We start from the raw sequence: 26,719 nt of genomic DNA on the forward strand, positions 1-26,719 counted from the left end.
GCATGCCCACATCCCGCCCTCCGCAGCGTCCGCCTCGGCTCGCCCTGTCCGCGCTCGACGCGCTCGCGGGCGCCGTCCTCCTCGTGGACGCGGAGCGCCGCGTCGTGGGCGCGACCTCCGCGCTGGAGTCCCAGCTCGTCGCCCCCGTGCGCGAGGGCACCCCGCTCACGGAGCTGCTCTCCCTCCATGGTGGCGCCGAGCGCCTGGACGCACTCCTCACCACCGGACGCGAGACGACCGCGAGGCTCCGCGCCGGAGGCACCATCCGGGTCCGCGCGACAGCGCTCGGCAAGGACGGATGGGCGCTCACCGTCCGCCAGGACACCTCCCCTCCCGCCCTGGAGGGCGCCGAGGTGTTCCACGGCCTGTGGACCCAGGACGCGGAGCTGCGCCGCGTCTTCCGCATCGTCGAGAAGGTCGCGCGCACCGAATCGAGCGTGCTCGTGCGAGGCGAGTCCGGCACGGGCAAGGAGCACATCGCGCACGCGCTGCACGAACTGTCCCCTCGCGGCAAGGGCCCCTTCCGAGCCATCAACTGCGCGGCCCTCCCCCCCAGCCTCCTGGAGAGCGAACTCTTCGGCCACGTGCGCGGCGCCTTCACCGGCGCGGTGCGAGACAGCCCGGGGCACTTCCGGCTCGCGCACGGCGGCTCGCTCTTCCTCGATGAAGTCGCGGAGCTCCCCCTCGACCTCCAGGCGAAGATGCTGCGAGTCCTCGAGACGCGCACCGTCATCCCCGTGGGTGGCCGAGCCCCCGTCCCCGTGGACGTGCGCATCATCGCCGCCACCCACCGCGCGCTGCGTCGCGAGGTCGAGGCAGGCCGCTTCCGCGCGGACCTCATGTACCGCCTGCGCGTCGTCCCCATCTTCCTCCCCAACTTGAGAGAACGTCGGAGCGACATTCTTCCGCTCGCACTGCGCTTCCTCGACGAGCTGCACCAGCGGGGGACGCGGCGTGTGGAGCGAATCGCGCCTGGCGCGCGCAAGCTGCTCGAGTCCCACGGGTGGCCCGGCAACGTGCGCGAGCTGCGCAACGTCATGGAGTACGCCTACGTCATCGGCGAGGGCCCGGTGCTGCGCGAGGTGGACCTGCCCCCCGAGTTCTCCGAGGCGAAGGCGCTCACCCACCTCCCCGTGGCGACGACCGGCGCCACGCTCGACGAGGAGCAGGTACGCGCGGCCCTCACCCGGGCGGGCGGCAATCGCTCCAAGGCCGCGCGCCTGCTCGGCGTCAGTCGCGTGACACTCTGGCGCCGCCTGCGGACCTTGGGCGAAGCTGCGCGCTGAGCGAGCGACCGTCCTCGAATCCAGGGCGGCCGTTTCACCCAGGTGTTTCACCTGTTTCCTCGAAGTGGGTGCAACGACCGGCGCGCTCGGGCCGTCACTCGGAGCCGCATCGCTGGCATGGGGCTCGCAGTACCGCTGGACATGCGCTGCGACCAACCCAGGAGGGAAGTGGACATGCTCTTCCGGCAGCTCTTCGACTCGGAGTCCTCGACCTATACCTACCTGTTGGCGGACCCGGCGACGCGGGAGGCGGTGCTCATCGACCCCGTGTTGGAGCAGGTGGAGCGGGACACCCGGCTGATGGAGGAGCTGGGGTTGAAGCTGGTGGTGGTGTTGGAGACGCACGTGCACGCGGACCACGTCACCGGCGCCGGGCAGCTGCGCGAGCGCCTGGGTGCCCGGGTGATGGCGTCGGCGAAGGGCGCGCCCTGTGTCGACCGGCAGCTCCAGCATGGCGACGTGGTGCGGGTGGGCCAGCTGGAGCTGCGCGTCCTGGAGACGCCGGGTCACACCGACGACAGCCTGAGCTTCCTGTGCGACGGCCGACTGTTCACGGGGGACGCGCTGCTGGTGCGCGGCACGGGCCGCACGGACTTCCAGAATGGAGACCCGGGGCAGCTCTACGACTCCATCACCCGCGAGCTGTTCGTCCTGCCGGACGCGACGGAGGTGTTCCCCGCCCATGACTACGCGGGCTTCACGTCGTCCTCGGTGGGCGAGGAGAAGCGACACAACCCACGCCTCGCGGGCAGGACGCGGGACGACTTCGTGCACTTCATGAAGTCGCGACAGATTCCGCCGCCGCGCAAGCTGGACGTGGCCGTGCCGGCCAATCGCGCCTGCGGTCTCACCGCCCCGGCGGATTCCCAGTCACCGTCCGCGTGATGTGACCCGTGCCCGCTGGGGCACGTCGCCAGTCCCGCACCTCCAGAGCCCCAGCCGCCTCCCCCGAGGGACGCGGAGCGGGACCCTTTTGCTCGAATCGAAGGAGCCGCAGCTTGAGTCACCTCTACGACAACGCCCCTCCCCGGCCGGAGGGCTATCGCGACGTGGACGTCCAGCAGCTCGCGACCGGGCGGTCCCCGGGGCTGCACCTGGTGGACGTGCGCGAGCCCGTCGAGCTGGATGGGATTCTGGGTCACCTCGAGGGCGTGCATCCGGCGCCGCTCGCCACCCTGCGCGAGGCGGCGACGTTGTGGCCGAGGGACACGGAGGTGCTGCTCATCTGTCGCTCGGGTGCGAGGTCCGCGAAGGCGGCCACGCAGTTGGTGGGGATGGGCTTCACGCGGGTGATGAACCTGGCGGGCGGGATGCTCGCGTGGAACGCGCATGCGCTGCCGGTGGTGCGGCTGACGACGGAGCCGCTCCCGAACCTCGGGCAGGTGGGAGACACCCTGCGCGCGAGGCTCACGGGGATGCGCGTGCCCGCGGTGGAGTCGCTGCCACCGGAGCCCTCTCGCGAGGAACTGGGTGCGGTGCTGGATGCGCTCCAGGCAGAGCCGCCGAAGGAGCGAGGAGACGCGGCGGCGTTCGAGAAGACGCTGCGAGAGGTCCGGGACCTGCTCGCGGTCGCGAAGCCTGGAGGAGGCAGTCGTCCATGATGTGGGCCGTGGGGATGGCGGGCGCGTTGCTCGTGGGAGTGTTGCTGGGGTTGCTGGGAGGCGGGGGCTCCATCCTCACGGTGCCGCTCCTGGTGTACGTGCTGGGAGTGGAGCCGCGCACGGCCATCGCCATGTCCCTGGTGGTGGTGGGCGTCACGAGCGCGAGCGGCGCGCTGCTGCATGCGCGAGCGGGCCGGGTGCGGTGGCGCACGGCGCTCCTGTTCGGAGCGGGAGGGATGGCGGGGGCGTTCCTGGGAGGAAAGCTCAACCCGCTCCTGTCGCCCACGATGTTGCTGCTGTGCTTCGCGGGGGTGATGGTCGCGGCCTCGGTCGCCATGCTGCTGCGCTCGGATGCACCTACGCCGGTGACGAGCGGCCACGTCACGGCCGACCTCTCGGAAGCACGAGCGACCTCCGGACGAGTCGAGCCGAGCACCTCGTTCGCTGCCGACCAGCACGCGCAGCCCACCGAGAAACGTCGTCCCACGAGTGTCGAGAGCGAATCCTCCGTCTCCATGGGGCACACCAAGAAGCCCCGTCCCGCGAGCATCGAGAGCGCTCCCTCCGTGTCCATGGAGCACGCCGAGAAGCCACGTCCCGCGAGCATCGCGAACGGGTTCCCCGCCTCCGTGGGGCGCACCGAGAAGCCACATCCCGCGAGCATCGCGAGCGGCGCATCCGTCTCCGTGATGCGAGTGGTGGCGCAGGGAGTGGGCGTGGGAATCCTTTCAGGGCTCGTGGGCGCGGGAGGCGGCTTCCTCATCGTCCCCGCGCTCACGCTGGTCGGCCTGTCCACGCCGATGGCCACCGCCACCTCGCTGGTGGTCATCGCGCTCCAGTGCGCCGCGGGTCTCATCGGCCATCTGGGCCATGCGGAGCTCCCCTGGCGCCTCACGGGCGAGGTCCTCGCCATCGCCCTCGTGGGGAGCATGCTCGGTGGAAGATTCGCCGGACGCGTGGCCCCTGGAGTCCTGCGCCGAGGCTTCGCCCTCTTCGTTCTCGCCACCGCGACGTTCCTGCTCCTGGCCCAACTCCCGCGCACCGTGCTCGGAGACCTGACACAACGACTGGCCAGCGCGGGAGCCTGGCCCTGGCTCGTCCTGGCGACCGGCGTGGGGCTCTCCACCCTCATGGTGCGAAAGCACCTGCGCACGGCCCGCCAGCGCACCACTGCGCGAGGGCTCTGACCCCCCAGCCCCCCCCCGCGCCGACACCCCGGCGTCGCGGTGCTCGCCCACCAGCGCCAGGCGCCTCACGAGCAAGTGCCACGGCGCGCATCCCAACGCGCCCCCACACGGCCACGTCATCGCGCCATCCCATCCGCCCCACCGCGCGCGGCCCCCCGCGCCCACATCCGTCCCGCCCCGGACGGGCCCACACCACATCGGTTGACCCGTGCCCCGCGCGCGTCGAGAGTCCCCTGCATGAAGCTGAGACCCATCGCAGAAGTGGGCGCCGAGCTGGGCCTGTCCCCCGACGACGTGCACCCGTGGGGCACGAACCGCGCCAAGGTTTCCCTCGGTGCACTCGGCAAGCAGGGCGGAAGACAAGGCCGCCTCGTGCTCGTCTCCGCCATCAACCCCACGCCTCCGGGCGAGGGCAAGACGACCATGTCCGTGGCGCTGGCCATGGGCCTGCGTCGCCGGGGACGCCGCGCCGTGGCCGCGCTGCGCGAGCCGTCCCTCGGTCCCGTCTTCGGCGTGAAGGGCGGAGGCACCGGCGGCGGGCAGGCCAGCCTGGAGCCCGCGGCGGACATCAACCTGCACTTCACGGGTGATTTGCACGCCATCACCAGCGCCAACAACCTGCTCGCCGCGCTGGTGGACAACGCCGTGTACTACGGCCAGCCGGCGGCCATCGACTCGACGCGGGTGCGCTGGCGGCGCGCGCTGGACATGAACGACCGCTTCCTGCGCAACGTCATCGTGGGCCTGGGCGGCAAGGCGCACGGCGTGCCGCGCGAGGGCGCGTTCGACATCACCGCCGCCAGCGAGGTCATGGCCATCCTCGCCCTGGCCGAGAACCTCAAGGACCTGGAGGAGCGCCTGGGCCGCGTCGTCGTGGGCCACGCACCGGACGGCAAGCCCGTGCGCGCCAGGGACGTGGACGCGGCGGCGGCCATGGTCGCCCTGCTCAAGGACGCGCTGATGCCCAACCTCGTCCAGACGCGAGAGGGCGGCCCCGCGCTCGTGCACGCGGGCCCGTTCGGCAACATCGCCCACGGGTGCAGCTCCGTGGTGGGCACGCGCATGGGCCTCGCGTACGCGGACGAAGTCGTCACGGAGGCGGGCTTCGGCTTCGACCTGGGCGCCGAGAAGTTCCTCGACATCAAGTGCCGGAGCACGGGCCTGTGGCCGCGCGGCGTCGTCCTCGTCGCCACGCTGCGCGCGCTCAAGTACCACGGCGGCACCCCGCTCGCCCGCGTCGCGGAGCCGGACGGCGCGGCGCTCGCGCGAGGCTTCGACCACCTGGACAAGCACCTCGAATCGGTGCGCGCCTTCGGCCTGCCCGCGGTCATCTGCGTCAACCGCTTCCCCCAGGACACGCAGGAGGAGCTGGATGCTCTGCGCGCCTTCGGCCGGGAGCGCGGCGTGGAGATGGCAGTGTGTGACGGCTTCACGCGCGGCGGCGAGGGCTCGCTGGAGCTGGCGGACCGGGTGCTCGCGATGCTCGACGGCACGGACGCGTCTCCACCCACCCCGCGCTTCCTCTACGACGTGAAGCAGTCCCCCGAGGAGAAGGTCCGCGCGATTGCCCGCACCGTGTACGGCGCGGACGACGTGGCCTTCACCGCCTCCGCGCGCAAGGACCTGGAGACCGTGCGCGAGCTGGGCGGCGCGGAGCTGCCGGTGTGCATGGCCAAGACGCACCTGTCACTCTCCGACGACGCGACGAAGCAGGGCCGGCCGCGCGGCTTCACGCTCACCGTGCGCGAGGTGCGCCTGTCCGCGGGCGCGGGCTTCATGGTCGCGCTCACCGGCGACATCCTCACCATGCCGGGCCTGCCTCGCGAGCCCGCCGCCCGCCGCATCACCGTCCACGAGGACGGGCGCATCACCGGGCTCATGCAGGGCGAGTGACGCGGCTTCGACGGGCGGCCCTCACCTCGCTCTCGTCGAGGGGGCCGCCCGGAGCGACGCACGCTACGCGCGGAACGACGTGGACAGCGACTCGAGCCGTCCCAGGGTGGCGTTGATTTGGGTCACGGCCTCCTCGGCCGTCATGGTGGAGGTCACCACGTCCGCCATCATCGAGGACAGCTGCGTCATCACCTCGGTCATCTGCGCGATGCCCGCGTTCTGCTGGGTGACGGAGGCGACAATCTGGCGCGCGGCCTGACTGCTCTCCTGCACCACGGTGGTGATCTCCTTCAGCGAGTTCGCCGAGGCCAGCACCTGCTCGATGTTCTGCTCCATCTTCTCGCTGTCGCCCTCCGCGATGGAGGTCGTCTGGCGGATGGCCTGGTTGATCTCGAGCAGGATCTTCCCGATGCGCTGCGTGCTCTGGAGCGACTGCCCGCTGAGCGCGCGCATCTCCCGCGCCACCACCGCGAAGCCCCGGCCCTCCTCGCCCGCGCGCGCGGCCTCGATGGCGGCGTTGAGCGCGAGCACGTTGGACTGGTCCGCCAAATCCTTCACGCTGCTGATGATTTCGCCGGCGTGCACGGCCTGGTCGCTCAGGTGCGCGATGCTGCCCACCAGCGCGCCCACGCGCTCGCGAATCTGCTGCATGCCCTCCGCGCTCTGCTCGATGGAGTGCTGCCCGGAGGAGCTGAACTGGTCCGCCTGCGCGGCCACCTTGAGCACCATCTCCGCGCGGCTCGCGGCCATGCTGGAGGTCTGCGCGATTTCGGCGATGGTGGTGCTCGCCTCGGTGAGGCTGCGCGACTGGTTCGTCAGGAAGTTCACCTGGTCCTGGCTCGCCTGCGTCAGCCGCGTGGCCGCCGAGGACAGCTCCTCCACCACGGACTTCAGCGTCGCCGGCACGTCGCGCAGCCGGTCCGCCATCACCTGCAGGCTCCGGCTCAGCTCGCCCACCTCGTCCTGCCGCCCCAGCTCCAGCGGCTGCGACAAATCACCGTCATGCGCGATGCGCCGCGCCACCTCGGACAATCGCGTCAGCGGCTCGGCCAGGTCACGGTGCAGCCACCACGCGAGCCCCGCCGTCGTCCCCATCGCCAGGAGCGCCAGCACGACCACCAGCCACGTCGGACCGCCCGCCAGCGCCACCACGACGAGGACCACGAGGAGCACCGCCGCGGCCACCGGGGACAGCATCACCTTCTGCTTCAGCTTCAAGCGCACCGAACGGCCTCCGTCCCACCCGAGTCTCCACGCACCCCGTCCGCCCCGGCCAGGTTCCGGCAGTTGAAGCGCGACTCCCCGAGGAGCCTGCAGCGCCCGTCCATGTCGCCATCCTTCCGAGGAGCCCCGTGGACTCCCTGAAGCTCGGACGGACCGGTGATCCGCCGAAGTGCAGGATAGCCAACTGAGACCCGGCTGCTAAGGGACCCCCGCTCATTGACACACACCGGCCCCGCGCGGTTTTCCACCAGTCTGGGGTCAAACGGACCCGGGACTTGGGTGGATCATCATAGGGCGTCGAAGCGGCGGGAGCCCTCGACGCGGAGGACGAAGTCGGCGCCGAAGGCACCCGCGGGGGTGAGGGCGCCGGGGGTGGGCTGGGCGAGCAGCTCCTCCACGGCGAGGACGGAGGAACGGGCGGTGAAGAGGTAGCCCTCGGCGACCTCCAGCCAGGCCTGGGCGGAGCGGCCATCCGGGGCGCGGGCCTGGACCCAGACGTACGAGCGGCTGGACGTGCGCAGGTCCGCCCCGGGGCCCTTCACGCGGGCGTCGACGAGCTTCATCAGGCCATCGCGGATGGGGGCGAGCTTCAGGGCGCGGCGGAGGATGGGGTGGGTCCACCGCAGGACGCGGGCGCTGTTGGCGGGGAAGGCCATGTACGTCGTGATGTTGGGGATGCCGGTGGTGTGGAACGCGGTGGAGAGGTCACCCCAGGGGATGGGCATGACGGAGCGCTCGCGGTCGCTGAAGCGCACGCGGCGGGTGCCGTGGCCCATGGGGTAGGGCTCGAGCCGGCCGTTGCGGCGGACCTTGCCGCCCTCGGGGATTTGGATGAGGGCGGACTTGGTGGTGCCGGCGCTGGCCTGGGAGACGGCGGCGATGGCGATGTCGAGCTCGGTGGCGCCGGGGACCTGCTCGCCGACGTAGCGGGCCAGACAGTCGGTGGGGACGACGTCGAAGCCGACGCCGGACATGAACGAGACGCCGCGGGCCTTGGCGTCGGCGTCGTGGCGGAAGGAGTCCTCGAAGACGGGAATCTCGCCGGTGATGTCCAGGTAGTGGGTGGCGGCGGCGAGACACGCCAGGCGCATGGGCTCGCTGGTGTGGACGAAGGGGCCGGCGGCGTGGAGCACGAGCGGCAGGCCGTCCATGGCGGCGGCCAGCTGGCGTGGGTCGTCGAGCGACGCGGGGCGGACCTCCAGGCCGAGCAACTCCGCCAGGGGCGCGAGCTTCTCGCGGGAGCGGCCGGACAGCACGGGGCGGTGGCCGCGGCGCACGGCCTCCTCCGCGATGAGGCGGCCGGTGTAGCCGGAGGCGCCATACAACAGCCAGCGAGGCGAGGTGGTCGAGGTCGTCGTCACGGCTGGCGACGCTACCAGGACGCGCCGCGTCGGGAGGCCCGGCGTATCGGCCGGCCCGTCACCATCTGTTCGCTATCTCGACAAGTCCGCGCGAGGACTGAGCGCCTCACCACCGCGCCACGGCGGCCTCGGAGCGCTGGCTCACGTGCGCGTCCTCCACGCAGACCAGCAGCGCGCGCAGGGCCGAGGGCGACGGCGCGGTGAGCAGCGCCTCACGCAGCCTCGCGTTGCGCAGCAGCGCGCCGATGCGCGCGAGCACGTTGAGGTGCAGGCCCGCGGGGTCCGGCGGCGACACCATCCCCACGAAGACCCGCACGCGCCCGCCGTTGGCCTCGCCGAAGTCCAGGCCCTCCGGATGAATCCCCACGCACGTGACGATGCGCGGCACGCCGCCGAGCCGGCAGTGCGGCACCGCCACGCCCCCCGCCATCGCCGTCGAGCCCAGTCGCTCGCGCGCCAGCAGGTGCTCCGTCAGCTCCTTCGCGGGCACCCGAGCGCGGGCCGCCATCAGCCCCGCCAGCTCGTGCACCACGCCCACCCGCTCTCGCGCCTCCAACGACAGGCGGACAGCGTCGACCTCCAGGAAATCCGTCCACCGCAACATGCCGCACCTCCTCGGGCAAGCCGCCACCGCCCGAGTCGGCGCAGAGATGCATCCGCGCTCGCGAATCCGCATCCCTCCCCGCGAATTCTTCGAGCCCACTACACACTTCTCTCGCGTTTTTCCGGACCAGGTCCGAGCCACCCCGCTCCTCTCAGGTTCTCGGACTCCCCCAAACCAGGACCCGCGACGCCCGAACCCGCGCCGCGCTGCCACGCGAGCAACAACAGCCTCGCCTCCGAGGGCACGACTCAGCGCGCCACGGCCACTTCACCGCGAAGCGGGAGCACCTCCTCCTCCGCGCGAACCAGCAGCGCGCGAATCGCCGCCGGAGAGGCCGCCGCCATCAGCGCGTCACGAACGCGCACGTCATGCAACAACGTGGCGATGCGGGAGAGCACGTTGAGGTGCAGGCCCCCGGTATCCGGCGGCGACACCAGGCCCACGTAGATGCGCACCAGTCCATCCTCGGGCTCACCGAAGGCCAGCCCGCCCCGATGGATGCCCAGACACGTCACGATGCGTCCGGCGCGAGCATGTCGACAGTGCGGCACCGCCACGCCGCCCTCCATCGCCGTCGAGCCGAGCTGCTCCCGCGCCAGCAGGTGCACGGCGAGCTCGCGAGCAGGCACTCCCGCCTCATCCGCCATCATCCCCGCCAGCTCGTGCAGCACGCCCACCCGCTCCCGCGCCCGCAGCGACGGACGGATGGCCTCGACCTCCAGGAACTCGGTCCACCTCAACATGACGACCTCCCACGGCCCGAGCAGTCCCGGGCCCACCACCGTGAACCTCAGAGCGCCGGAGCCGCCACCCGCTCGCGACCCGACAGGACGATGCACGCCGCCAGCACGCGAGCCGTGAACCCATCGCGCTCCTCCGCGTCGAACGCCCGCGCGAGCTGCTCCGGGTCATCATCCAGGAACAACGTGGAGCCGAGCCGGTCATGCAGATGCTCCAGCAACCCTCGGCAGCACGAGCACCGCCGAGCCCCCTTCAAGGCATGCTCCGCACGCCCACGCGCCTCGGCCAGCCGCTCCGCGCCCAGCAGACGCACCGCCTTGAGCGGCGCCTCCCCGAGCAACGAGCCAGGCTCACGCCGAGCCTCCCCACGAACCATCGACCTCACGAATCGACGCAGCACCATGAAGTCCTCCCAAGGACCGGGCCGCACATCGCCCGGCACGAGGCACCTCCATCGCATCCACCGTGCCGACCACCCCCACCACCAGACGCCCGGAATCCGGCCACTTTTCCCCGAGCGAGCCCGGCCCCACCATGCAGACCGCAACCTCGAGGGCCACCGAGCCTCGCGACACGCGAGGTCTCCCTCCGAGCGCCGTGTCATTCCGCTCCGACCGCGATGACTGCAAACCGCGCCCGGCGCCCACGAGGGACGTGACACTCCAGGGCGCTCGCGACGTCGGGGACGCATGCCAGCCCCGGCACGAGGGCGGAATTCCGTGGGAGGAGCTCACCGGAGCGTCGAGCCACCGCAGCGCGGACGCGGCGCTCCGGAGTCGGGGACTGGAAGCGTGTTCGAGCCGCGCTCGCGGACCGCGGTCAGCGAAGGGCCCGACCGTGCAGCCGGGCCTGCTCCTGACAGGTCCCCTGGCACTCGGGGAACAGCAGGAGGAAGCGGGCCTGCTCCCGGCAGCGAGGAATCAGGCCGGGCGGAGACGGCGCCGAGCACAGCTGCTGGAAGCCGTCCCACGACTCCTGGAACACGAGGGCACGCTCCTCGGGCTCCAGGGACAGCACGGCGCGGCGCTCCGAGCCCAACCAGCCCACGACGAGCGCCAGGGAGGCCCCCAGCGCGAGGATGCAGAGCAGGTCCCTCCACCAGGGGCTCGCCAGGGAGGGCGGCGCCGAGGGGGCCTGGGGAGTGGAGTCAGGGACCAGACGGAGCTCGGGACGCATGGGCTCCCCAGGGGCAAACCCCGTGCCGCCAGGGCACGAGGCCACCTCCGAGCAGGGCTCCCATCACCGAGGTCCAGGACCCTTGCATTCGGCAAGCAGGCGCGCGCGAAGCCATGCATCGCGCAAGGGCCCACCCGCTCGACGTCAGCGCACGGCCTGCTGCAACAGGGGCGCGAGCTCCTGTCGGCACGCCTCGTCGCACTCGGAGAAGCGCGTGAGGAACTCCGCCTGCTTCTGGCAGCGCTTGAGGAGCTTGGGCCCGGCGTCGCCCATGCACAGCAGGCGGATGTCGTCGCGGGTCTCCTGGAAGAGCGCCTCGCGCTGCGCGGGGGACAAGGCGTTCAGCGCGCGATTCTCTCCGCCCTGGAGGTAGGCCCACACCCCGGCGAGCACCAGCACGACGAGGCCCAGCGTCACCGTCTGGCGGACGCGCTTCTGGCTGCGGGTGGGCGCCCTGTCCCGGGTGAAGATGTTCTCCGCTTCCCCCTCGTTCCCGTTCGGACCCATGGCCCCATGTTCCACCGGAATGAGGGGGGACGCGCCAGGATTCGTTGTCGCGGGTGTGAAGAAGTGGCGGCCCGGGTTGCAGCCTGCACGACGGGAGCGGCCCCGGGGTTGCGCATCGCACGGTGCGGTGCGCGGAAGTCCCCGAGACGACTCACGAGCCCCAACGAGACACGGCCGGGCGCGGCCGATGCACTTAGAATTGATGCATGGATGCACGGATGGAGCCGACCCCGGTTTCCGGCGAGCGGCCGATGCGGGTGTTGGTGGTGGACGACGAGCGCAACATCCGCCACACGCTGCGGGTCTGCCTGGAGGGCTTCGGCTGCGAGGTGCGAGAGGCGGCCACGCCGGAGGCGGCGCTGGCGGCGCTCGCCCAGGGGCCCGCGGACCTGGCGTTCGTCGACCTGAAGCTGGGGACCGCGAGTGGCCTGGACCTGCTGCCCCGCCTGCTCGCGGAGTCACCGAACCTGGACGTGGTGCTCATCACCGCGTACGCGACGTTCGACACGGCGGTGGAGGCGGTGCGCCGGGGCGCGCGCGACTATCTGCCCAAGCCCTTCACGCCCGCGCAGATAAGACACGTGCTGGACCGCTCACGGGAGCACCGGGCGCTGTCCTCGCAGCTGGAGAGCCTCGAGGGACAGCTCGCGCAGGCGGTGCCGGAGGCCACGCTGGACACCTCCTCTCCCGTGATGCACGCGGCGATAGGGCTGGTGTCGCGAGCGGCGACCTCCGACGCGGCGGTGCTGCTGCGAGGAGAGAGCGGCACGGGCAAGGGCGTGCTCGCGCGAGCCCTGCACTCGATGAGCGTGCGCAGGCGCAGGCCCTTCGTCACGGTGAACTGTCCGACGTTGTCGGAGCAGCTCCTGGCGAGCGAGCTGTTCGGCCACGTGCGAGGCGCGTTCACGGGAGCGGTGAAGGACCAGCCCGGCCGCGTGGAGCAGGCGGAGGGCGGCACGCTGTTCCTGGATGAAATCGCGGAGATGAGCCCGTCGCTCCAGGCGCAGCTCTTGCGCTTCCTCCAGGAGAAGCAGTTCGAGCGGCTGGGAGAAGGCCGCACGCGCAAGGCGGACGTGCGGGTGGTGGCGGCGACGAACCGGGACCTGGAGAAGGACGTGGCGGAGGGACGGTTCCGCGAGGACCTGTTCTACCGGCTCAACGTCATCGAGGTGAAGCTGCCCTCGCTGCGTGAGCGGCCCGAGGACCTGCTCGCGTTGGCGAGGCGCTTCGTGGCGTTCTTCGCGAGGACAGGACAGCGGCCGGTGACGCCGGAGCTGTCGCCCGCGACGGAGCAGATGCTGCTCGCGTACCCATGGCCGGGCAACGTGCGTGAGCTGAGAAACGCCATCGAGCGGGCGCTCATCGTGTGGCCCGCGGGAGTCCTGGAGCCGCAGGCGTTCCCGGACCGCATCGCCGCGGCGGCGGGCACGGTGGTGGCGTTGGGCGGGCCGCACACGCTGGAGGAGGTGGAGCGCGAGCACACGCTGCGGGTCATGGCCTCCGCGCCCACGCTGGACGAGGCCGCGAAGGTGCTCGGCATCGACGCGTCCACGCTGTGGCGCAAGCGCAAGAAGTACGAATCCGGAGGCAAGGCAGACAGCTGAGCCCACGGGCAGCCCGTGTCTTGCGGAAGATGGACAGGTCTCGCACGGGGCGGTGACCAGGGGCACGAGTCCCCGTCATATGAGGCGATATGAGGCGCCCGAGCACGAGCCGGCGCCAGGCCGAGCATGAGCCAACGCCACACCGGGCGCGACCGTGCGCCTCCAGCCTTCCGTGAGACGGGACACCGGGCGCGCGCACCCCTCGCGCCCGGCGTTGCGCGTCAGCCCGGGATGCCCGCGGACCAGCGCTGCGTGAGGTACAGCTCCGCGAGCTGCGCGGCGTTGAGCTCGCGCTCCTCGCCCACGTGGGTGCGCTCGGTGGTGAGCCCCACCTCGCCACCGCCCACGCCCGCGTGCACGCCGACGCCGATGTCACCGTTCACCGTGGTCTTGTCCTGCACGGTGGCCTTGATGTCGACCTTGTCGCGGAGCTGCGTCACCGCCTGGCCCACGTCGCCGTTCGCGATGCTGCTGAACGCACCGCTGCGCGCGATGTCCTGGAGGTTGCCGCTGATCTCCGCCTTCACCTCGCGACCCGCGCTCCCGCCCAGACCGAGCGCCTGCGCGGAACCCTGGCGCGAGTCGGTGAGCGTCAGCTTCGCCTCGTGCGTCTGGAGGGCCGTCTGGCCCACCTCGCGCGCGGTGCCCTTCGGGTCCTTGAGGAAGTCGGCCGGGTTGAAGTTCTCGGGCAGGTCGATGCTCTGCTCCAGCTCCACCTTCAGCGAGCCCTGGACTCCCGCGGAGGCATTCGTCGGCAGTGACGCGCTGGTGCCACCCTCGCCCTGGCTCGGAATCCCCAGGCCCGCGCTCGCGCCCGCGTTGCCCGAAATCTCCAGCGACTGCGTGAGCTTCAGCGACTTCGGCTGGCCGTTCTCCATCTCGATGCGCGCCGTGGTGCCCTGATTGGCGCTCACGCCCGCGCTCGCGCCCGCGCTGAGCACCTCCGGCAGGCCCTTCATGCCCAGCTCACCCGAGACGCTCGCCTCCGCGCCCAGCTGGAGCTCCACCGCGCTCACCTTGTCGCCCAGGCCCGCGAGGTCCGACAGCGGATCTCCCAGCACCTGGTTCACCCCCTGGCCGAGCAGCGGGTTGCTCGCCGAGGCCCCCGCCGTGGCGGCCGAGGCCGCGATGATCTTCGTGGCGCGCTTGGCCTCCTCCGCGGTGTCGAACTGGAACTCCACCTTGGCGCCGGCCGTGGCGAAGGCACTGGCGCTCGCGTCCGCCGCGCCCTTCGCGCCCAGCTTCGCGATGACGCCCGCGCCCACCTCTCCGCTCACGGAGACGGTGTAGCCACCGCCCTCCTCGGCGCTGCGGCTGACGGCCAGGTCGCCCTTGGCGGTGACGCCGACACCGGAGACATCCGCCTCACCGTTGAGCCCCACGGAGACGCTCTCGCCCGGCTTGAGCTGGTCGACCTGGTGGTTGAGGCTGAGCGCCTGCTTGATTTCGCCCGCGGTCTCCACCGGGTCCCGGACCACGTCCGCAGCGCCCTGGAGGACGCCACCGGCGATGTCCTGGGTGATGCCCTGCAGCGGGTTGGGCGCCGGCGCGTCCTGGATGGCCTGCCCCAGCTTGTCGAGCCCGCCCGCCGCGATGTCCGTCGCCGTGTCGAGCACGGGGCCCGCCTTCTGCACGGTGTCGCGCAGGGCGCTGCCCGCCGTGGACTTCACGCCCTCGAAGACGTCGCCCGCGGTCTCGCGCACCTGCTGCTTCACGTCGCGAGCGCCCTCGACCAGCCCCTCGCCCCGCTCGAAGACGTCCTGCGTGCGCTGCTTGGCGACCGACTCGATCTGCTCCTTCGCCTGCTTCGCCTTCGCCGCCGCCTCCGCGGCCTTCTTCGCCGCCGCCTCCGCGGCCTTCTTCGCCGCCGCCTCCGCCGCGCGCTTCGCCGCTTCCGCTGCTCGCCGGGCGGCCTCCGCCGCGCCACCGATGATGCTGCCGATTCCCATGGGGGGGTCCTGGTTGGGGTCCGGCGTCCGCACACGCCTCACGGAGCGGCGCGGACCCTGCCGGGTTCACTGGGTTGGGGTGGGGAAATGCGTCCTGGTCCCCCATTCTCCCGGGCTGGCGGCGGAAGTTTCGTCAGTTTTCAAGAATTCGGGCATCCCTCGTGAGTTCCAGTCCTGCCCAGACTCGGAGTGCGGCCGCCAGGCCCTCTGCTCCGAGTGGAGCGCTCCCCTGCCCTCCTCCGCGCGAAGGCTGGGACGAGGGAGCGTGCACGGCGTGGCGAGTGATTGCCGGGGTCCGGAGCGGTGCGGACCGTTGAGGAGCGACCCCACTGAAAGGACTGCACCCGTGGACGTCATCGACCTGTTGATTCAGCAGCACCGCGAAGTCGACGCGCTGTTCCTCGCGTTCCGCAACGCCTCGGACGACACGAGCCGCAAGGAGCTCTGCATCCAGCTCGCGGAGGCGCTGATGCTGCACAGCACCATCGAGGAGCGCTGGGTCTATCCGAAGGCCACGCGCGTGGTGGGCGACGAGAAGATCCAGCACGCGGAGGAGGAGCACCAGGAGATGACGCAACTGCTGGGCGACATCGTGCGGATGCGCGACGACATGAACGCGGTGAAGCTGAAGGTGGACGCGCTGGAGAAGGTCGTCAAACGGCACGTCGCGGACGAGGAGAAGAACATCCTTCCGCAGGTGGCGAAGAACGTCACCGAGAAGGAGCTCGGCATGTCGTGCAAGGACCTGGTCCGCGAGGCCTCGAGGATTCGTCGCGAGGAGATGAAGGACTGGGGCGGCGCCACGGTGTAGCGGCGGACGCGCACTCCCCCACGGAGCCGCCGAGGCCCCCGCTTCGCTCTCGAGGCAGGCCAGACACACCCGTGTCGTTCCCTCCTGCCTCGGGAGCTGGACCTGGCAAGACCGCGCGTCACCTCACGAGGCCTGCCCCGGCAGGGTGAACCAGAACGTACTTCCCCGCCCAGGCGCGCTGATGACGCCCACCTCTCCGCCATGGGCCTGGACGATCTCCTTCACGATGGACAGCCCGAGCCCCGCGCCGCCCGCGGGAGCCCCTGGCGCGCGATAGAACTTCTCGAAGATGCGCGCCTGTTGCTCCAGGGCGATGCCCTCCCCGGTGTCGCGCACCTCGAAGCGGACGCGCGCGCCATCGCGAGCCACCCGCACCTCCACCTCGCCCCCCGCGGGAGTGTGCTTCACGCCATTGCCCACCAGGTTGCCGAGCACGAGCCCCATCCGCTCCGGGTCCACGTCCACGGTCTCCACCTCCAGCCCCACGAGCCGGGACAGCCGCACCCCACGCTCCTCCGCCGCCGAGCGCTGCGAGTCGAGCGCCGCCTGCACCAACTCCTCGGCGGACACGCGGCGGACTTCGAGCCGGAGCTGTCCCGCCTGGATGCGAGACAAATCGAGCAGGTCATCGACGATGCCCTGCAACCGCTCACAATCCTCGCGCGCCGCGAAGAGCAGGTCCGCCTGTTTCTCCGTCACGGGCCCCACCATGCCCTCGGCCACCAGGTGCACGGCCATGCGCAGGGATGTGAGGGGCGTGCGGAACTCATGGGCCACGGTGGCCACCAGGTCGTTCTTCAGCTCATCGAACCGTCGCAGCCGCGTCACGTCCTGGAGAATCACCGTGGCGCCCACCACCTCGCCCGTCTCGCCATACACGGGGCTGGCGCGAGGCAGGAGCCACCGGTCGCCCTCGGTGAGCGGCACACGCACCGCCTCTTCGTAGCCCCGAGGCTGATAGGCGCCCTTGCCTCCGAGCACGTGTCCCCGCACGCGCTCCAGCACGTCGCGCGCCTCCGGCACCACGCGCCCGAGCACATCCCCGCCGCCTTCGAGCCCCAGCTTGAGCACGTCCTCGGCCGAGCGGTTGACGTTGAGCAGCCCGCCATCCGCGCCGAACACCACCACCGGGTCGGGGAGGCTATCGATGGCGGCCTGGGACGCGGCCTGGGCCTGGAGCAACTCCCCCAGGCTGCTCTGTCGGTACTGCTGGAGCGCCTCGGCCATGGAGTTGAAGTCCTCGCCCAGCCGCGCGATTTCATCCGAGCCCTCCACCGTGGCGCGCACGGCGTAATCCCCGCGCCCCAGCCGCTGCACGGCCTGGGACAGCACGGACACGGGCCGCAGCGCGCGATGTGTGAGGGACGTGGAGGCGAACAATCCGACTGCGAACGCGACCAGCACCGCGAGCACCATCAGCGTGTTCACGCGGTCACTCTGTCGACGCAGCGCCTCGCTCTTGTGCACCATCGCGTCCTGATTGAGCGCCAGGACGGAGGAGGCCGCGTCCCTCACCTCGCGGAACGCGGGCTCGATGCTCCGGAAGTAAGCCGCCTTCTGCTCCTCGGGAGACGACAGCGAGAGGAACGCGTCATAAGCGGCCACATAGCGCTCCCAGCCCGCGCGCAGCCGGCGGGTGGACTCGGCTTCACCGGGCTCGGTGATGTTGCCCTCCTGCAGCCGCAGCTCGGCCTCCAGGACCTGACGCTGCGAAGCCTGCTGGGACTGCCCCCGTTCGCGTTCACCGGCGACGATGAAGAGGGCGGCGCTGTCCATGCGCTCCAACTGCTCGGTCATCCGCTGGGCGGCCAGGACGCTGCGGTAGTTGTCCTGGAGGATGCGCTGACCGGAGCGCCCCAAGCGGGCCAGGGTGATGACGGCGACCAGGCCCACCAGCGCGAGCGCGAGCGCGAGGGGCGCCTGCGCCAGCAGCAATCGCATCCGCAGGGTCATGGACGTTTCTCCTCGGAGGAGGGCTCGAAGGCGACGACATGGATGTCGAAGCCCTCGCCTTCACGGAGCAGCCGCACATCCGCGGCGCGGCCCAGCGCGCGCTTCCACCAGGGCTGGTGCGAGCGGCCCACCATGATGTGGCCGACGCCATGGGAGCGGGCAAAGTCGAGGATGGCCTCGACGGGGTCCTTCGAGCGAAGACGAACCACCTCGGCGCCCAGCTCGCGAGCCTTCTCGATGTTGGCCAGCAGGTGGCGTTGCGCCTCGGCGTCGATGAGGTGGGGCGCCTCGCGAGGCGTCTCGACATAGACGACGAACCAGTCCGTGTTCAGCCGACCGGCCATGCGCGAGCCCCGGCGCAGGAGGGTGGCCGCGCGAGGAGGATGGCTGGACATGGCGACCAGCACCCGGCCCCAGGACGCGCCCTTGCGAGGTTCGTCTTCGCCGGAGCGGGAGGACAGTCCGGAGGTGGCGCGGTCCAGGCTCTCGGCGACCTCGCGGAGGGCGAGCTCGCGAAGGGTGGACAGGTTCTCGCCGGTGAAGAAGCGCTCCAGGGCATGGGGCACCTTGTCCTCGGCGTAGATCTTCCCGGCCTTGAGTCGTTCGTGGAGGTCTTCCACGGCGAGGTCCAGGTTCACGACCTGGTCAGCGCCCTTGAGGAAGCTGTCGGGCAGCGTCTCCCGGACGACGACGCCGGTGGTGCGTTCCACCAGGTCATTGAGGCTCTCGAGGTGTTGCACGTTGAAGGCGCCGATGACGTTGATGCCCGCGTCGAGGAGCGCCTGGACATCCTGGTAGCGTTTGCGATGTCGGCACAGGGGGAGGTTGGTGTGAGCCAGCTCGTCGACGACAGCGACCTGGGGCTTGCGAGCGAGGACCGCCTCCAGGTCCATCTCCTCGACGAGGACGTCGCGATAGGAGTACGTCTTGCGAGGCACGGCCTCGAGTCCAGCGACCAGGGCCTCGGTCTCCTTGCGTCCGTGGGTCTCCACGAAGCCGAGCACCACGTCCACGCCGCGCCGCTTCAGCGCATGGGCCTCTTCGAGCATGCGGTACGTCTTGCCGACGCCGGCCGCGAAGCCGATGTAGAGCTTGAGCCGACCGCGCCGGCCGCGCTCGACCAGCTCCAGGAAGTCCTCCGCACGCGAGCGACGGGGGGTCATCCGAGAACCTCGGAGCGCGACAAACGAATCACATGCCGAGTCAGCTCAGCGCTCATCGACCCGGCCCATGATGAAGGTCGAAGGACCTCGATTCGACAAGGAGACACGACGCCCTTCGAATGCCATGACGGCGAACGTCCTCGACTCTCGACGACGAAGCAACTCCCGTCGACGGCTCCAGCGCCATGATGTCGACCGTCCTCGACGCTGCGGACGACAACCCAGCCCTCACGGGCTGGCCGCGCCCCGGGCAGGCGTGGCGGACGGAGCCACCGCGCCGCCCATCGGGACCCCGGGCTCGACGGCCGGACGACCGAACTGTCGGTCCAGCGCGAGGTTCAGCAACAGCACATTCACCCGAGGCTCGCCGAGCACGCCGAAGGTGCGCCCCTCCACATGCGAGCCCACCACGGCCAGCACGCGCTCCGGAGCCACGCCGCGAGCCTTCGCGACACGAGGCACCTGCCACCGCACCGCCTCCGGCGACAGGTGCGGGTCCAGCCCGGACGCGGACGTGGTGACCAACTCCGCGGGAACAGCGCCCTGCGCATCCGGATTCTCACGACGCAGCCGCGAGGCCTCGGCCAAGACACGGTCCCGGAGCTTCTGCGAAGTGGGCCCCAGGTTGCTCCCCGAGGACGCGGCCGCGTCGTAGCCACTCCCGGCGGCCGAGGGGCGCGGCTGGAAGTAGTCCGCGCGAGTGAACCCCTGACCGATGAGGGCGCTCCCCACGACACGGCCCTGCTCGTCCTTCACGAGGGAGCCATGGGCCTCGGAGGGGAAGAGCAGCGAGGCCACGCCGGTGACAGCGAGGGGATACAGCAAGCCCGTGAGCACCAGGGTGACGACACCAACACGAAGCGCGGTTACGAGAGTGGAGACCATGATGACCAGTCCTCAAGCGAGACCGACGGCCGTGAGCAGCACGTCGAGGGCCTTGATGCCGACGAAGGGAACGATGACGCCGCCAAGCCCGTAGATGAGCAGGCTGCGCCGCAGGAGCGCCGCCGCGCCGAGCGGCCGGTAGCGCACACCGCGCAGCGCCAGGGGGATGAGCGCGATGATGATGAGCGCGTTGAAGATGACGGCGGCGAGGATGGCGCTGAAGGGCGACGTCAGCCCCATGACGTTGAGCGGAGCAATCTGGGGGAACACACCCATGAACAGCGCCGGCAGGATGGCGAAGTACTTCGCCACGTCATTGGCGATGGAGAACGTGGTCAACGTGCCCCGAGTCATCAGGAGCTGCTTGCCCACCTCCACGACCTCCAGCAGCTTGGTCGGATTGGAGTCGAGGTCGACCATGTTCCCTGCCTCCTTCGCCGCCTGGGTGCCGGTGTTCATCGCCACGCCGACATCGGCCTGAGCCAGCGCGGGAGCGTCGTTGGTGCCATCGCCCGTCATCGCCACCAGCTTGCCCTTGGCCTGCTCGGTACGGATGAGCGCGAGCTTGGCCTCGGGAGTCGCCTCCGCGAGGAAGTCATCCACGCCGGCCTCACGAGCAATCGCCGCGGCGGTGCGAGGGTTGTCGCCCGTAATCATCACCGTGCGGATGCCCATGGCGCGGAAGCGGTCGAAGCGCTCGCGGATGCCGCCCTTCACCACGTCCTTCAAGTGGATGATGCCGAGCAGTCGCGAGCCCTCCGCGACAGCAAGGGGCGTCCCGCCCGCGTCTCCGATACGTCCCGCGGCCAGCGCCAGCTCCGAAGGCACCGGGCCGCCCTGCCCCTGCACATGCTTGACGATGGCATCCACCGCGCCCTTGCGGATGCTGCGCGCGTGAGGCTCCACCAGGTCACACCCGCTCATCCGCGTCTGCGCGGTGAAGGGAACGAACGTCGCCTGGTGCGCCAGGAGCTCGCGAGGACGCAGCTTGTAGGTGTCCTTGACCAGCGTGACGATGGAGCGTCCCTCGGGGGTCTCATCGGCCAGGCTCGCGAGCTGAGCGGCCTCGGCCAGCTCCTCCAGGCGCACGCCGGGCATGGGCAGCAGCTCCGTGGCCATGCGATTGCCGAGTGTAATCGTGCCCGTCTTGTCGAGCAGCAGCGTGTCCACGTCACCCGCCGCCTCGACGGCTCGGCCGCTCATGGCGAGGACGTTCTTGCGCAACAGCCGGTCCATCCCGGCGATGCCGATGGCGCTCAGGAGTCCGCCAATCGTGGTGGGGATGAGGCACACGAGGAGCGCCACCACGGCGGTGCCCGACAGCGGCACACCCGAGTAGAGCGCGAGCGGCACCAGCGACACGCACGCCAGCAGGAACACCACCGTGAGCCCGACGAGGAGGATGTGCAGCGCGACTTCATTGGGCGTCTTCTGCCGGGCCGCGCCCTCCACCAGACCAATCATGCGGTCGAGGAAGGACTCGCCTGGGTTGACGGCGATGCGCACGACGATGCGGTCCGACAGCACCTTGGTGCCGCCGGTCACCGCGGAGCGGTCACCGCCGGACTCACGGATGACGGGCGCGGACTCGCCGGTGATGGCGGACTCATCCACGCTGGCGATGCCCTCCACCACCTCGCCGTCGCCCGGGATGAGGTCTCCAGCCTCGCAGACGACCAGGTCGCCCTTGCGCAAGTCAGGCGCGGGCACCCGCTCCTCGCGCCCCTCGGAAAGACGGCGCGCGGTGGTGTCCTTGCGCATCTTGCGCAGGGCCCCCGCCTGGGCCTTGCCGCGCCCCTCGGCGACCGCTTCGGCGAAGTTGGCGAAGAGGACGGTGAACCACAGCCACAGGGCCACGGACACGGTGAACCAGAGGGGCGCGCCGTCGGTGCGCGGCGACACGAGGTCCTTCACCACCAGCACGGTGGTGAGCAGGCTGCCGGCCCACACCACGAACATGACGGGGTTGCGAGCCACATCCCGGGGGTGGAGCTTCTTGAGGCTGTCGAGCAGCGCGGGCTTGAGCAGTGACGCGTCGAAGAGTGACGCGGGCTTCGAGGACGAGGAGCTCATGGCTCAGTAGACCTTTCCGGCCCCGGCGAGGAAGTGCTCGACGATGGGGCCCAGGGAGAGGGCGGGGAAGAAGGTGAGCGCGCCGACGATGACGACGATGCTCACCAGGAGGCCGGTGAAGAGGACGCCATTCGTCGGGAAGGTGCCGGGCCCCGCGGGCACCACCTTCTTGCCCACCATGGAGCCGGCGATGGCGAGCGCGGGGACAATCATCAGGAAGCGCCCGCCGAGCATGGCCAGCCCCAGTGAGATGTTCCAGAACGGGGTGTTCGCGTTGAGGCCCGCGAACGCGCTGCCGTTGTTGGCCGTGCCACTGGTGAACGCGTAGAGGATTTCAGACAGGCCATGCGGTCCCGCGTTGTTGAGCGAGGACACGCCCTGGGGGAGCACGGCCGCGACGGCGGACAGCCCGAGGATGAACAGCGGGAAGATGAGCACGTAGAGCATCGCGAGCTTCATCTCCCGGGCCTCGATTTTCTTGCCCAGGTACTCGGGGGTGCGGCCCACCATCAGTCCGGCGATGAAGACAGAGAGCACGACCATGATGAGGATGCCGTAGAGGCCCGCGCCCACGCCGCCGAAGATGACCTCGCCCAGCTGCATGTTGACGAGCGGCACGAGCCCGCCCAGTGGATTGAAGCTGTCATGCATGGCATTGACGGCGCCGCACGATGCATCGGTGGTGACGACGGCGAAGAGCGTGGACGCGGCGGTGCCGAAGCGCGCCTCCTTGCCCTCCATGTTGCCGACGTGGGCCACCTGCGCGGCGGACACGGCGGCGTTGGGCTGGACCTCGGCGGAGTAGGCGGCGAGCACTCCCACGAAGAACAGCAACGACATGGCGGCGAAGAGGGCCCAGCCCTGCTTCGTGTCACCGGTCATCTTCCCGTAGGTGTAGGTGAGCGCCGAGGGGATGGCGAAGATGAGCAGCATCTGCACCAGGTTGGTGAGCGGCGTCGGGTTCTCGAACGGGTGGGCGCTGTTGGCGTTGAAGAAGCCACCGCCGTTGGTGCCGAGCATCTTGATGGCCTCCTGCGAGGCCACCGGTCCCATCGCGAGCGTCTGCGTCCCGCCCTCGAGCGTCGTCAGCGAGTGATAGGGAGCGAGGTTCTGCAGCATCCCCTGCGAGACGAAGAACAGGGCGACGACGAAGCACAGGGGCAGCAGCACGTAGAGCGTGCCGCGCACCAGGTCGACCCAGAAGTTGCCGAGCGTCTTCGAGCCCTCGGGCCCCGGTCGTCGGGTGAAGCCGCGAGCGAGCGCCAGCGCCACTCCGAGCCCCGCGGCGGCGGAGACGAAGTTCTGCCACGCCAGGCCCGCCATCTGCGTGAGGTAGCTCAGGGTGGACTCACCGGCATACGACTGCCAGTTGGTATTGGTGACGAAGCTGGCGGCCGTGTTGAAGGCGAGCTCGGGCCCCACGGCGCCGAGCTTCTGGGGATTGAAGGGCAGCAGGTGTTGCGCCCGCTGGAGGGTGTAGAGGATGAGCAGGCTCACCAGGCTGAAGGCCAGCAGGGCCCCGCAGTACTCCACCCAGGTCTGCTCACGCCGCTCGCTCGCGCCACTCAGGCGCAACAACCCCCGCTCCACGGGGCCGAGCAGCCGGGGCAACGGCCGCGCCTCGGACTCGAAGACACGGAAGAGATAGACGCCCAGCGGCTTCGTCAGCGCGAGCAGGAGGGCGAAGAACAACAGGACTTGCAGCCAGCCGATGAGAGTCATTGGAGAGGGCCCTCAGAAGCGCTCGGGGCGGAGCAGGGCATAGACGAGGTAGACGGTGAGCAGGACGGCGAGCACGGCGCCGGCGGCGTATTCGAAGGTCATGAGTGGGGACTCCGGGTGAGGCTTGGAGTGGAGCTGCGCATGAGCGAAGTGCACGGCGCGAGGGAGCATCCGGCGGGGTGCACGAAAGCGGGCAGGGTGCGCTCAGAGCCGTTCACAGCCATGGGTGTAGCCAAGCGCGAGGGTGAAGAATCCGACGGTGACGAGGACGAGGACGAAATCCATGGAAGGTCTCCGGGGGCACATCAGAAGAAGGCGGTGGCGCCGAGCACGACGAGCGTCTCGGTGTCCTTCGGCACGGGCGAGCCGTCATCGGCCGTGGCGCGGCCCGCGAACACCGCCTCCGTCGAGCGGTCATGCCGTGCCTCCAGCTTGAGGGTGAGCTGCTCCGCGGGCTTCACCTCGAGCGTGACGGTCCCGCTCGACAAGGTCTGCGCGACGCCGGTCATCAAGCCATCGGCATCCCGGTAGGCCTCGACACGCGCGGCGAGCGCCACGGGCTCCGCGAGCAGCACCCGGGCATTGAGCCCTGCCGCGTACCAGTTCGCGCGAGTTCCCGAGGGAAGACGCTGTGTCCCCACATCTGCGGTCGCGGCGAGCCACAGCGAGGGCAGGACACGAAACGTCGCCACCGCGTCCGCGAAGAGGCGCAGCCCCTCGTCGCCCGTGGCGCCCTCCTCGCCGATGAAGGTGTTGAGGGCCGCGGAGAGGCGCTCGCCCGCGTAGGCCACTTGAGTGCCCACGGCGAGCCCGCGGTTGTTGTCACCCACGGTCTGCCAGCCATTGAGGACTTGAAGCTGCGCGCTCCACGCCGGGTCGAAGGCCCAGGTCCCCTTGATGCCCGTCTGGTAATAGGGCGAGTACTCGCCCATCCACGAGCGGGTGTACGTCCAGTTGAGCTGGGATTGGAACGACTCGAGCCCGATGTGGCTGGGATACAGCCCCGCCTCCAGGGTCAGCGGCCCCGTGGCGAAGGACACGGACGCCTGTTGGACGTAGCGCCACGCAGCAGGTCCAGAGGCGACACCCTCGGGCTCCGCCGAGTGCACCACCTCCGCCCCCGTTCCAAAGCCCAGGAGCACCTTGAAGCCCACGGGAGCGGGCTCGGCGCTCAGCCCCAGCGAGGCCAGGTTGATGGACACCTCGCCATCGCGCTTGGCGGACGTGCCGGTGCCGGGGAGGAAGCTGGCCTTGTTCGCGGGGCGGTTGAAGTTGTGGGCGAAGTACACATCGACGCCGCCCTCGGGCTGGACCCGGGAGAGGAAGCGGGTCGCCGCCGAGTCGTGGGCCGTGGCGTCGGCAGCAGGCAGGGATGCATCGGCCTGCCGGAGGAGCAGGGAGAGAAGCAGCTGAGTGGAGTCGATGGACAACATGGGTGCCCATCCAATGAGCACCGCGCGTACCACACAGCCTCTGACAAATCCGTAGGACTATCGCGGGGTTGGGCAACGCTGGCCGCCGCGCGCATTGCAGCCTGCACGATGACTCCACAGTCGCCGTGCAGTTTGAAGCCCGCACCGAACACTTAAGCCACGGCTTGACAGTCAGGGCGCACAGCGCATACTTAAGCCCATGCTAAACCATGGCGCCGTAGACCGGGTGTTCCAGGCGCTGGGTGACTCCACGCGGAGAGCCATTGTCGAGCGCCTGAGTCAGGGCTCGTTGTCGGTCAGCGACCTGGCGAAGCCGCTCGACATCACCCTCGCGGCGGTCGTTCAGCACCTCCAGGTGCTCGAGGAGAGCGGCCTGGTGCGCACGGAGAAGGTCGGGCGTGTGCGCTCCTGTCACATCCAGCCAGAGGGGCTGCGCGTGGCCGAGGACTGGATTTCCGCGCGGCGCGGCCTGTGGGAGCGCCGCTTCGACCGCTTGGGCGAGTTGCTGGATGGCCCCGAATCCCCCACGCCTTCCCCCCGAAAGAAGGGCAGCTCATGAAGGCACGTCCCGCCGTTCACGGCACATTCAGCATCGAGCGCACGTACAAAGCCTCTCCTGCCCGGGTCTTCGCGGCCTGGGCCGACGTGGAGATGAAGGCCCAGTGGTTCATCGGTCCGCCTGAGCGGTGGCGCCTCGTGAAGCGTGAGCTCGACTTCCGCGTGGGCGGAACGGAGCTGCTCCACGGACAGTTCGAGGGGCGCCACGCGAGTGTCTTCACCGCGCGCTACCACTCCATCATCCCCGACGAGCGACTGGTCTACGTCTACGACATGCACGTGGGCGACAAGCACCTGTCCGTGTCACTGGCCACGGTGGAGTTGCACGCGACGAAGACAGGCGGGACGAGGATGGTGTTCACCGAGCAAGCCACCTTCCTCGACGGTGAGGATGGGATGCGCTCACGTGAGGGAGGCACGACGGAACACTTCGACAGGCTGGGGCGGGTGCTCGAGGAGTCCCGAGACATCGTCTCCTCTCGGCGCTTCGACACCTCCCGAGACCGGCTGTACCAGGCATTCAGCGACCCGGAGCAGCTGTCGCGGTGGTGGGGACCGAAGGGCTCGACGAACACCTTCGAGGTGTTTGAGCTCCGCCCAGGAGGTCAGTGGCGCTTCGTGATGCAGGGCCCGGATGGAGCCCGATATACCATGCACAAGGAGTTCACGCAGGTGGTCCCCATGGAGCGGGTCGTCTTCCGACACCTCCAGGAGTCACATCACTTCGAGATGCGCCTCGATTTCGCGGACGAGGGCCCCAAGACGCGCCTCACCTGGCGAATGCGCTTCGAGTCGAAGGAGGAGGTCGAGAAGGTCCGCGGCTTCGTCGAGGAAGCCAATGAGCAGAACTTCGATCGACTCGCCGAGCTCCTCGCCACGCGGTAAAGCGCGTCGAGGGCCGTGAGGAAAAAAGAAAAGCCCCCGTCGCACGAGGCGACGAGGGCTTCTCAAAAAGAATCCGGCAGCGACCTACTCTCCCACGCGGTTT

The 26,719-nt window shown here is 70.2% G+C and carries 24 protein-coding genes; 9 read left to right on the forward strand and 15 right to left on the reverse strand.

Features of this window, described 5'->3' with window-relative positions; genetic code table 11:
- The first annotated feature begins 2 nt into the window (after window positions 1–2).
- The 5 genes from K8640_RS41235 to K8640_RS41255 all read left to right on the forward strand — a co-directional run bounded on the left by K8640_RS41235 (window position 3) and on the right by K8640_RS41255 (window position 5,967).
- Complete coding sequence (locus K8640_RS41235; protein WP_223752086.1) at window positions 3–1,286, forward strand: sigma-54-dependent Fis family transcriptional regulator; 1,284 nt, start codon at window positions 3–5, stop codon at window positions 1,284–1,286.
- Window positions 1,287–1,460: 174 nt separating this feature from the next.
- Window positions 1,461–2,171, forward strand: coding sequence for an MBL fold metallo-hydrolase (locus K8640_RS41240; RefSeq protein WP_223752087.1), 711 nt, complete (start codon window positions 1,461–1,463; stop codon window positions 2,169–2,171).
- Window positions 2,172–2,284: 113 nt separating this feature from the next.
- Entirely contained in the window at window positions 2,285–2,887 is a 603-nt protein-coding gene (locus tag K8640_RS41245; protein ID WP_223752088.1) for a rhodanese-like domain-containing protein, read from the forward strand.
- Window positions 2,884–4,074: a sulfite exporter TauE/SafE family protein gene (locus K8640_RS41250; protein WP_223752089.1), complete on the forward strand. Its 1,191-nt coding sequence runs from the start codon at window positions 2,884–2,886 to the stop codon at window positions 4,072–4,074. Before K8640_RS41245 ends, K8640_RS41250 begins: the two co-directional genes overlap by 4 nt.
- Before the next feature lie 237 nt (window positions 4,075–4,311).
- The gene (locus tag K8640_RS41255) at window positions 4,312–5,967 is read left to right on the forward strand and encodes a formate--tetrahydrofolate ligase (RefSeq protein ID WP_223752090.1); all 1,656 of its coding nucleotides are present in this window, start codon (window positions 4,312–4,314) and stop codon (window positions 5,965–5,967) included.
- A gap of 63 nt (window positions 5,968–6,030) precedes the next feature.
- Here K8640_RS41255 and K8640_RS41260 read toward each other — a convergent pair whose 3' ends face one another.
- The 7 genes from K8640_RS41260 to K8640_RS41290 all read right to left on the reverse strand — a co-directional run bounded on the left by K8640_RS41260 (window position 6,031) and on the right by K8640_RS41290 (window position 11,580).
- Window positions 6,031–7,191: a methyl-accepting chemotaxis protein gene (locus tag K8640_RS41260; RefSeq protein WP_223752091.1), complete on the reverse strand. Its 1,161-nt coding sequence runs from the start codon at window positions 7,189–7,191 to the stop codon at window positions 6,031–6,033.
- A 287-nt stretch (window positions 7,192–7,478) separates the two neighbouring features.
- Window positions 7,479–8,552, reverse strand: a complete 1,074-nt coding sequence (locus K8640_RS41265; RefSeq protein ID WP_223752092.1) for an NAD(P)H-binding protein — start codon at window positions 8,550–8,552, stop codon at window positions 7,479–7,481.
- A 106-nt stretch (window positions 8,553–8,658) separates the two neighbouring features.
- A complete protein-coding gene (locus tag K8640_RS41270; protein WP_223752093.1) occupies window positions 8,659–9,156 on the reverse strand; it encodes a PTS sugar transporter subunit IIA in 498 nt (165 codons plus the stop codon).
- A gap of 248 nt (window positions 9,157–9,404) precedes the next feature.
- The gene (locus tag K8640_RS41275; RefSeq protein ID WP_223752094.1) at window positions 9,405–9,899 is read right to left on the reverse strand and encodes a PTS sugar transporter subunit IIA; all 495 of its coding nucleotides are present in this window, start codon (window positions 9,897–9,899) and stop codon (window positions 9,405–9,407) included.
- Window positions 9,900–9,946: 47 nt separating this feature from the next.
- Complete coding sequence (locus tag K8640_RS41280; protein WP_223752095.1) at window positions 9,947–10,300, reverse strand: hypothetical protein; 354 nt, start codon at window positions 10,298–10,300, stop codon at window positions 9,947–9,949.
- Between the two features lie 416 nt (window positions 10,301–10,716).
- On the reverse strand, window positions 10,717–11,073 hold the full coding sequence (locus K8640_RS41285; protein ID WP_223752096.1) for a hypothetical protein: 357 nt from the start codon (window positions 11,071–11,073) through the stop codon (window positions 10,717–10,719).
- A 144-nt stretch (window positions 11,074–11,217) separates the two neighbouring features.
- Complete coding sequence (locus tag K8640_RS41290; protein ID WP_223752097.1) at window positions 11,218–11,580, reverse strand: hypothetical protein; 363 nt, start codon at window positions 11,578–11,580, stop codon at window positions 11,218–11,220.
- A gap of 251 nt (window positions 11,581–11,831) precedes the next feature.
- Here K8640_RS41290 and K8640_RS41295 point away from each other — a divergent pair, with 251 nt between their 5' ends.
- A complete protein-coding gene (locus K8640_RS41295; RefSeq protein ID WP_223752109.1) occupies window positions 11,832–13,184 on the forward strand; it encodes a sigma-54 dependent transcriptional regulator in 1,353 nt (450 codons plus the stop codon).
- 221 nt (window positions 13,185–13,405) lie between these two features.
- On the opposite strand, the gene K8640_RS41300 is transcribed toward K8640_RS41295, so the two are convergent.
- Window positions 13,406–15,133, reverse strand: a complete 1,728-nt coding sequence (locus K8640_RS41300) for a hypothetical protein (RefSeq protein ID WP_223752098.1) — start codon at window positions 15,131–15,133, stop codon at window positions 13,406–13,408.
- A 346-nt stretch (window positions 15,134–15,479) separates the two neighbouring features.
- Between K8640_RS41300 and K8640_RS41305 the strand changes: the two genes are divergently transcribed.
- Window positions 15,480–15,944: a hemerythrin domain-containing protein gene (locus K8640_RS41305; protein WP_223752099.1), complete on the forward strand. Its 465-nt coding sequence runs from the start codon at window positions 15,480–15,482 to the stop codon at window positions 15,942–15,944.
- Between the two features lie 123 nt (window positions 15,945–16,067).
- On the opposite strand, the gene K8640_RS41310 is transcribed toward K8640_RS41305, so the two are convergent.
- The 7 genes from K8640_RS41310 to K8640_RS41340 all read right to left on the reverse strand — a co-directional run bounded on the left by K8640_RS41310 (window position 16,068) and on the right by K8640_RS41340 (window position 25,173).
- Entirely contained in the window at window positions 16,068–17,897 is a 1,830-nt protein-coding gene (locus K8640_RS41310) for an ATP-binding protein (protein WP_223752100.1), read from the reverse strand.
- Window positions 17,894–19,060 carry a sensor protein KdpD gene (locus K8640_RS41315; protein ID WP_223752101.1) on the reverse strand — a complete coding sequence of 389 codons (1,167 nt, stop codon included), beginning with the start codon at window positions 19,058–19,060 and terminating at the stop codon, window positions 17,894–17,896. The genes K8640_RS41310 and K8640_RS41315 overlap by 4 nt, the downstream gene beginning before the upstream one ends.
- 228 nt (window positions 19,061–19,288) lie before the next feature.
- The gene (kdpC, locus tag K8640_RS41320) at window positions 19,289–19,945 is read right to left on the reverse strand and encodes a potassium-transporting ATPase subunit KdpC (RefSeq protein ID WP_223752102.1); all 657 of its coding nucleotides are present in this window, start codon (window positions 19,943–19,945) and stop codon (window positions 19,289–19,291) included.
- 12 nt (window positions 19,946–19,957) lie between these two features.
- Window positions 19,958–22,018 carry a potassium-transporting ATPase subunit KdpB gene (gene kdpB / locus K8640_RS41325; RefSeq protein WP_223752103.1) on the reverse strand — a complete coding sequence of 687 codons (2,061 nt, stop codon included), beginning with the start codon at window positions 22,016–22,018 and terminating at the stop codon, window positions 19,958–19,960.
- A gap of 3 nt (window positions 22,019–22,021) precedes the next feature.
- A complete protein-coding gene (gene kdpA / locus K8640_RS41330) occupies window positions 22,022–23,740 on the reverse strand; it encodes a potassium-transporting ATPase subunit KdpA (protein WP_223752104.1) in 1,719 nt (572 codons plus the stop codon).
- 12 nt (window positions 23,741–23,752) lie between these two features.
- On the reverse strand, window positions 23,753–23,842 hold the full coding sequence (gene kdpF, locus K8640_RS41335; protein ID WP_046710363.1) for a K(+)-transporting ATPase subunit F: 90 nt from the start codon (window positions 23,840–23,842) through the stop codon (window positions 23,753–23,755).
- Between the two features lie 203 nt (window positions 23,843–24,045).
- Window positions 24,046–25,173, reverse strand: coding sequence for an outer membrane beta-barrel protein (locus K8640_RS41340; protein WP_223752105.1), 1,128 nt, complete (start codon window positions 25,171–25,173; stop codon window positions 24,046–24,048).
- A 199-nt stretch (window positions 25,174–25,372) separates the two neighbouring features.
- Here K8640_RS41340 and K8640_RS41345 point away from each other — a divergent pair, with 199 nt between their 5' ends.
- Both K8640_RS41345 and K8640_RS41350 read left to right on the forward strand, forming a co-directional pair.
- Window positions 25,373–25,732: a helix-turn-helix transcriptional regulator gene (locus tag K8640_RS41345; RefSeq protein ID WP_223752106.1), complete on the forward strand. Its 360-nt coding sequence runs from the start codon at window positions 25,373–25,375 to the stop codon at window positions 25,730–25,732.
- A complete protein-coding gene (locus K8640_RS41350) occupies window positions 25,729–26,616 on the forward strand; it encodes an SRPBCC family protein (protein ID WP_223752107.1) in 888 nt (295 codons plus the stop codon). Before K8640_RS41345 ends, K8640_RS41350 begins: the two co-directional genes overlap by 4 nt.
- Window positions 26,617–26,719: the final 103 nt, after the last annotated feature.

It is taken from the genome of Myxococcus sp. XM-1-1-1 (assembly GCF_020037095.1).
In the GTDB taxonomy this organism is placed as follows: Bacteria; Myxococcota; Myxococcia; order Myxococcales; family Myxococcaceae; genus Myxococcus; species Myxococcus fulvus.

Excerpts from the sequence above, each read along its gene's own strand:
- K8640_RS41235 (WP_223752086.1), top strand. The coding sequence starts at position 3 with ATGCCCACATCCCGCCCTCCGCAGCGTCCGCCTCGGCTCGCCCTGTCC.
- K8640_RS41240 (WP_223752087.1), top strand. The coding sequence starts at position 1,461 with ATGCTCTTCCGGCAGCTCTTCGACTCGGAGTCCTCGACCTATACCTAC.
- K8640_RS41250 (WP_223752089.1), top strand. The coding sequence starts at position 2,884 with ATGATGTGGGCCGTGGGGATGGCGGGCGCGTTGCTCGTGGGAGTGTTG.
- K8640_RS41255 (WP_223752090.1), top strand. The coding sequence starts at position 4,312 with ATGAAGCTGAGACCCATCGCAGAAGTGGGCGCCGAGCTGGGCCTGTCC.
- K8640_RS41270 (WP_223752093.1), bottom strand. The coding sequence starts at position 9,156 with ATGTTGCGGTGGACGGATTTCCTGGAGGTCGACGCTGTCCGCCTGTCG.
- K8640_RS41275 (WP_223752094.1), bottom strand. The coding sequence starts at position 9,899 with ATGTTGAGGTGGACCGAGTTCCTGGAGGTCGAGGCCATCCGTCCGTCG.
- K8640_RS41280 (WP_223752095.1), bottom strand. The coding sequence starts at position 10,300 with ATGGTGCTGCGTCGATTCGTGAGGTCGATGGTTCGTGGGGAGGCTCGG.
- K8640_RS41285 (WP_223752096.1), bottom strand. The coding sequence starts at position 11,073 with ATGCGTCCCGAGCTCCGTCTGGTCCCTGACTCCACTCCCCAGGCCCCC.
- K8640_RS41290 (WP_223752097.1), bottom strand. The coding sequence starts at position 11,580 with ATGGGTCCGAACGGGAACGAGGGGGAAGCGGAGAACATCTTCACCCGG.
- K8640_RS41295 (WP_223752109.1), top strand. The coding sequence starts at position 11,832 with ATGCGGGTGTTGGTGGTGGACGACGAGCGCAACATCCGCCACACGCTG.
- K8640_RS41300 (WP_223752098.1), bottom strand. The coding sequence starts at position 15,133 with ATGGGAATCGGCAGCATCATCGGTGGCGCGGCGGAGGCCGCCCGGCGA.
- K8640_RS41310 (WP_223752100.1), bottom strand. The coding sequence starts at position 17,897 with ATGACCCTGCGGATGCGATTGCTGCTGGCGCAGGCGCCCCTCGCGCTC.
- K8640_RS41315 (WP_223752101.1), bottom strand. The coding sequence starts at position 19,060 with ATGACCCCCCGTCGCTCGCGTGCGGAGGACTTCCTGGAGCTGGTCGAG.
- kdpC (WP_223752102.1), bottom strand. The coding sequence starts at position 19,945 with ATGGTCTCCACTCTCGTAACCGCGCTTCGTGTTGGTGTCGTCACCCTG.
- kdpB (WP_223752103.1), bottom strand. The coding sequence starts at position 22,018 with ATGAGCTCCTCGTCCTCGAAGCCCGCGTCACTCTTCGACGCGTCACTG.
- kdpA (WP_223752104.1), bottom strand. The coding sequence starts at position 23,740 with ATGACTCTCATCGGCTGGCTGCAAGTCCTGTTGTTCTTCGCCCTCCTG.
- kdpF (WP_046710363.1), bottom strand. The coding sequence starts at position 23,842 with ATGACCTTCGAATACGCCGCCGGCGCCGTGCTCGCCGTCCTGCTCACC.
- K8640_RS41340 (WP_223752105.1), bottom strand. The coding sequence starts at position 25,173 with ATGTTGTCCATCGACTCCACTCAGCTGCTTCTCTCCCTGCTCCTCCGG.
- K8640_RS41345 (WP_223752106.1), top strand. The coding sequence starts at position 25,373 with ATGCTAAACCATGGCGCCGTAGACCGGGTGTTCCAGGCGCTGGGTGAC.
- K8640_RS41350 (WP_223752107.1), top strand. The coding sequence starts at position 25,729 with ATGAAGGCACGTCCCGCCGTTCACGGCACATTCAGCATCGAGCGCACG.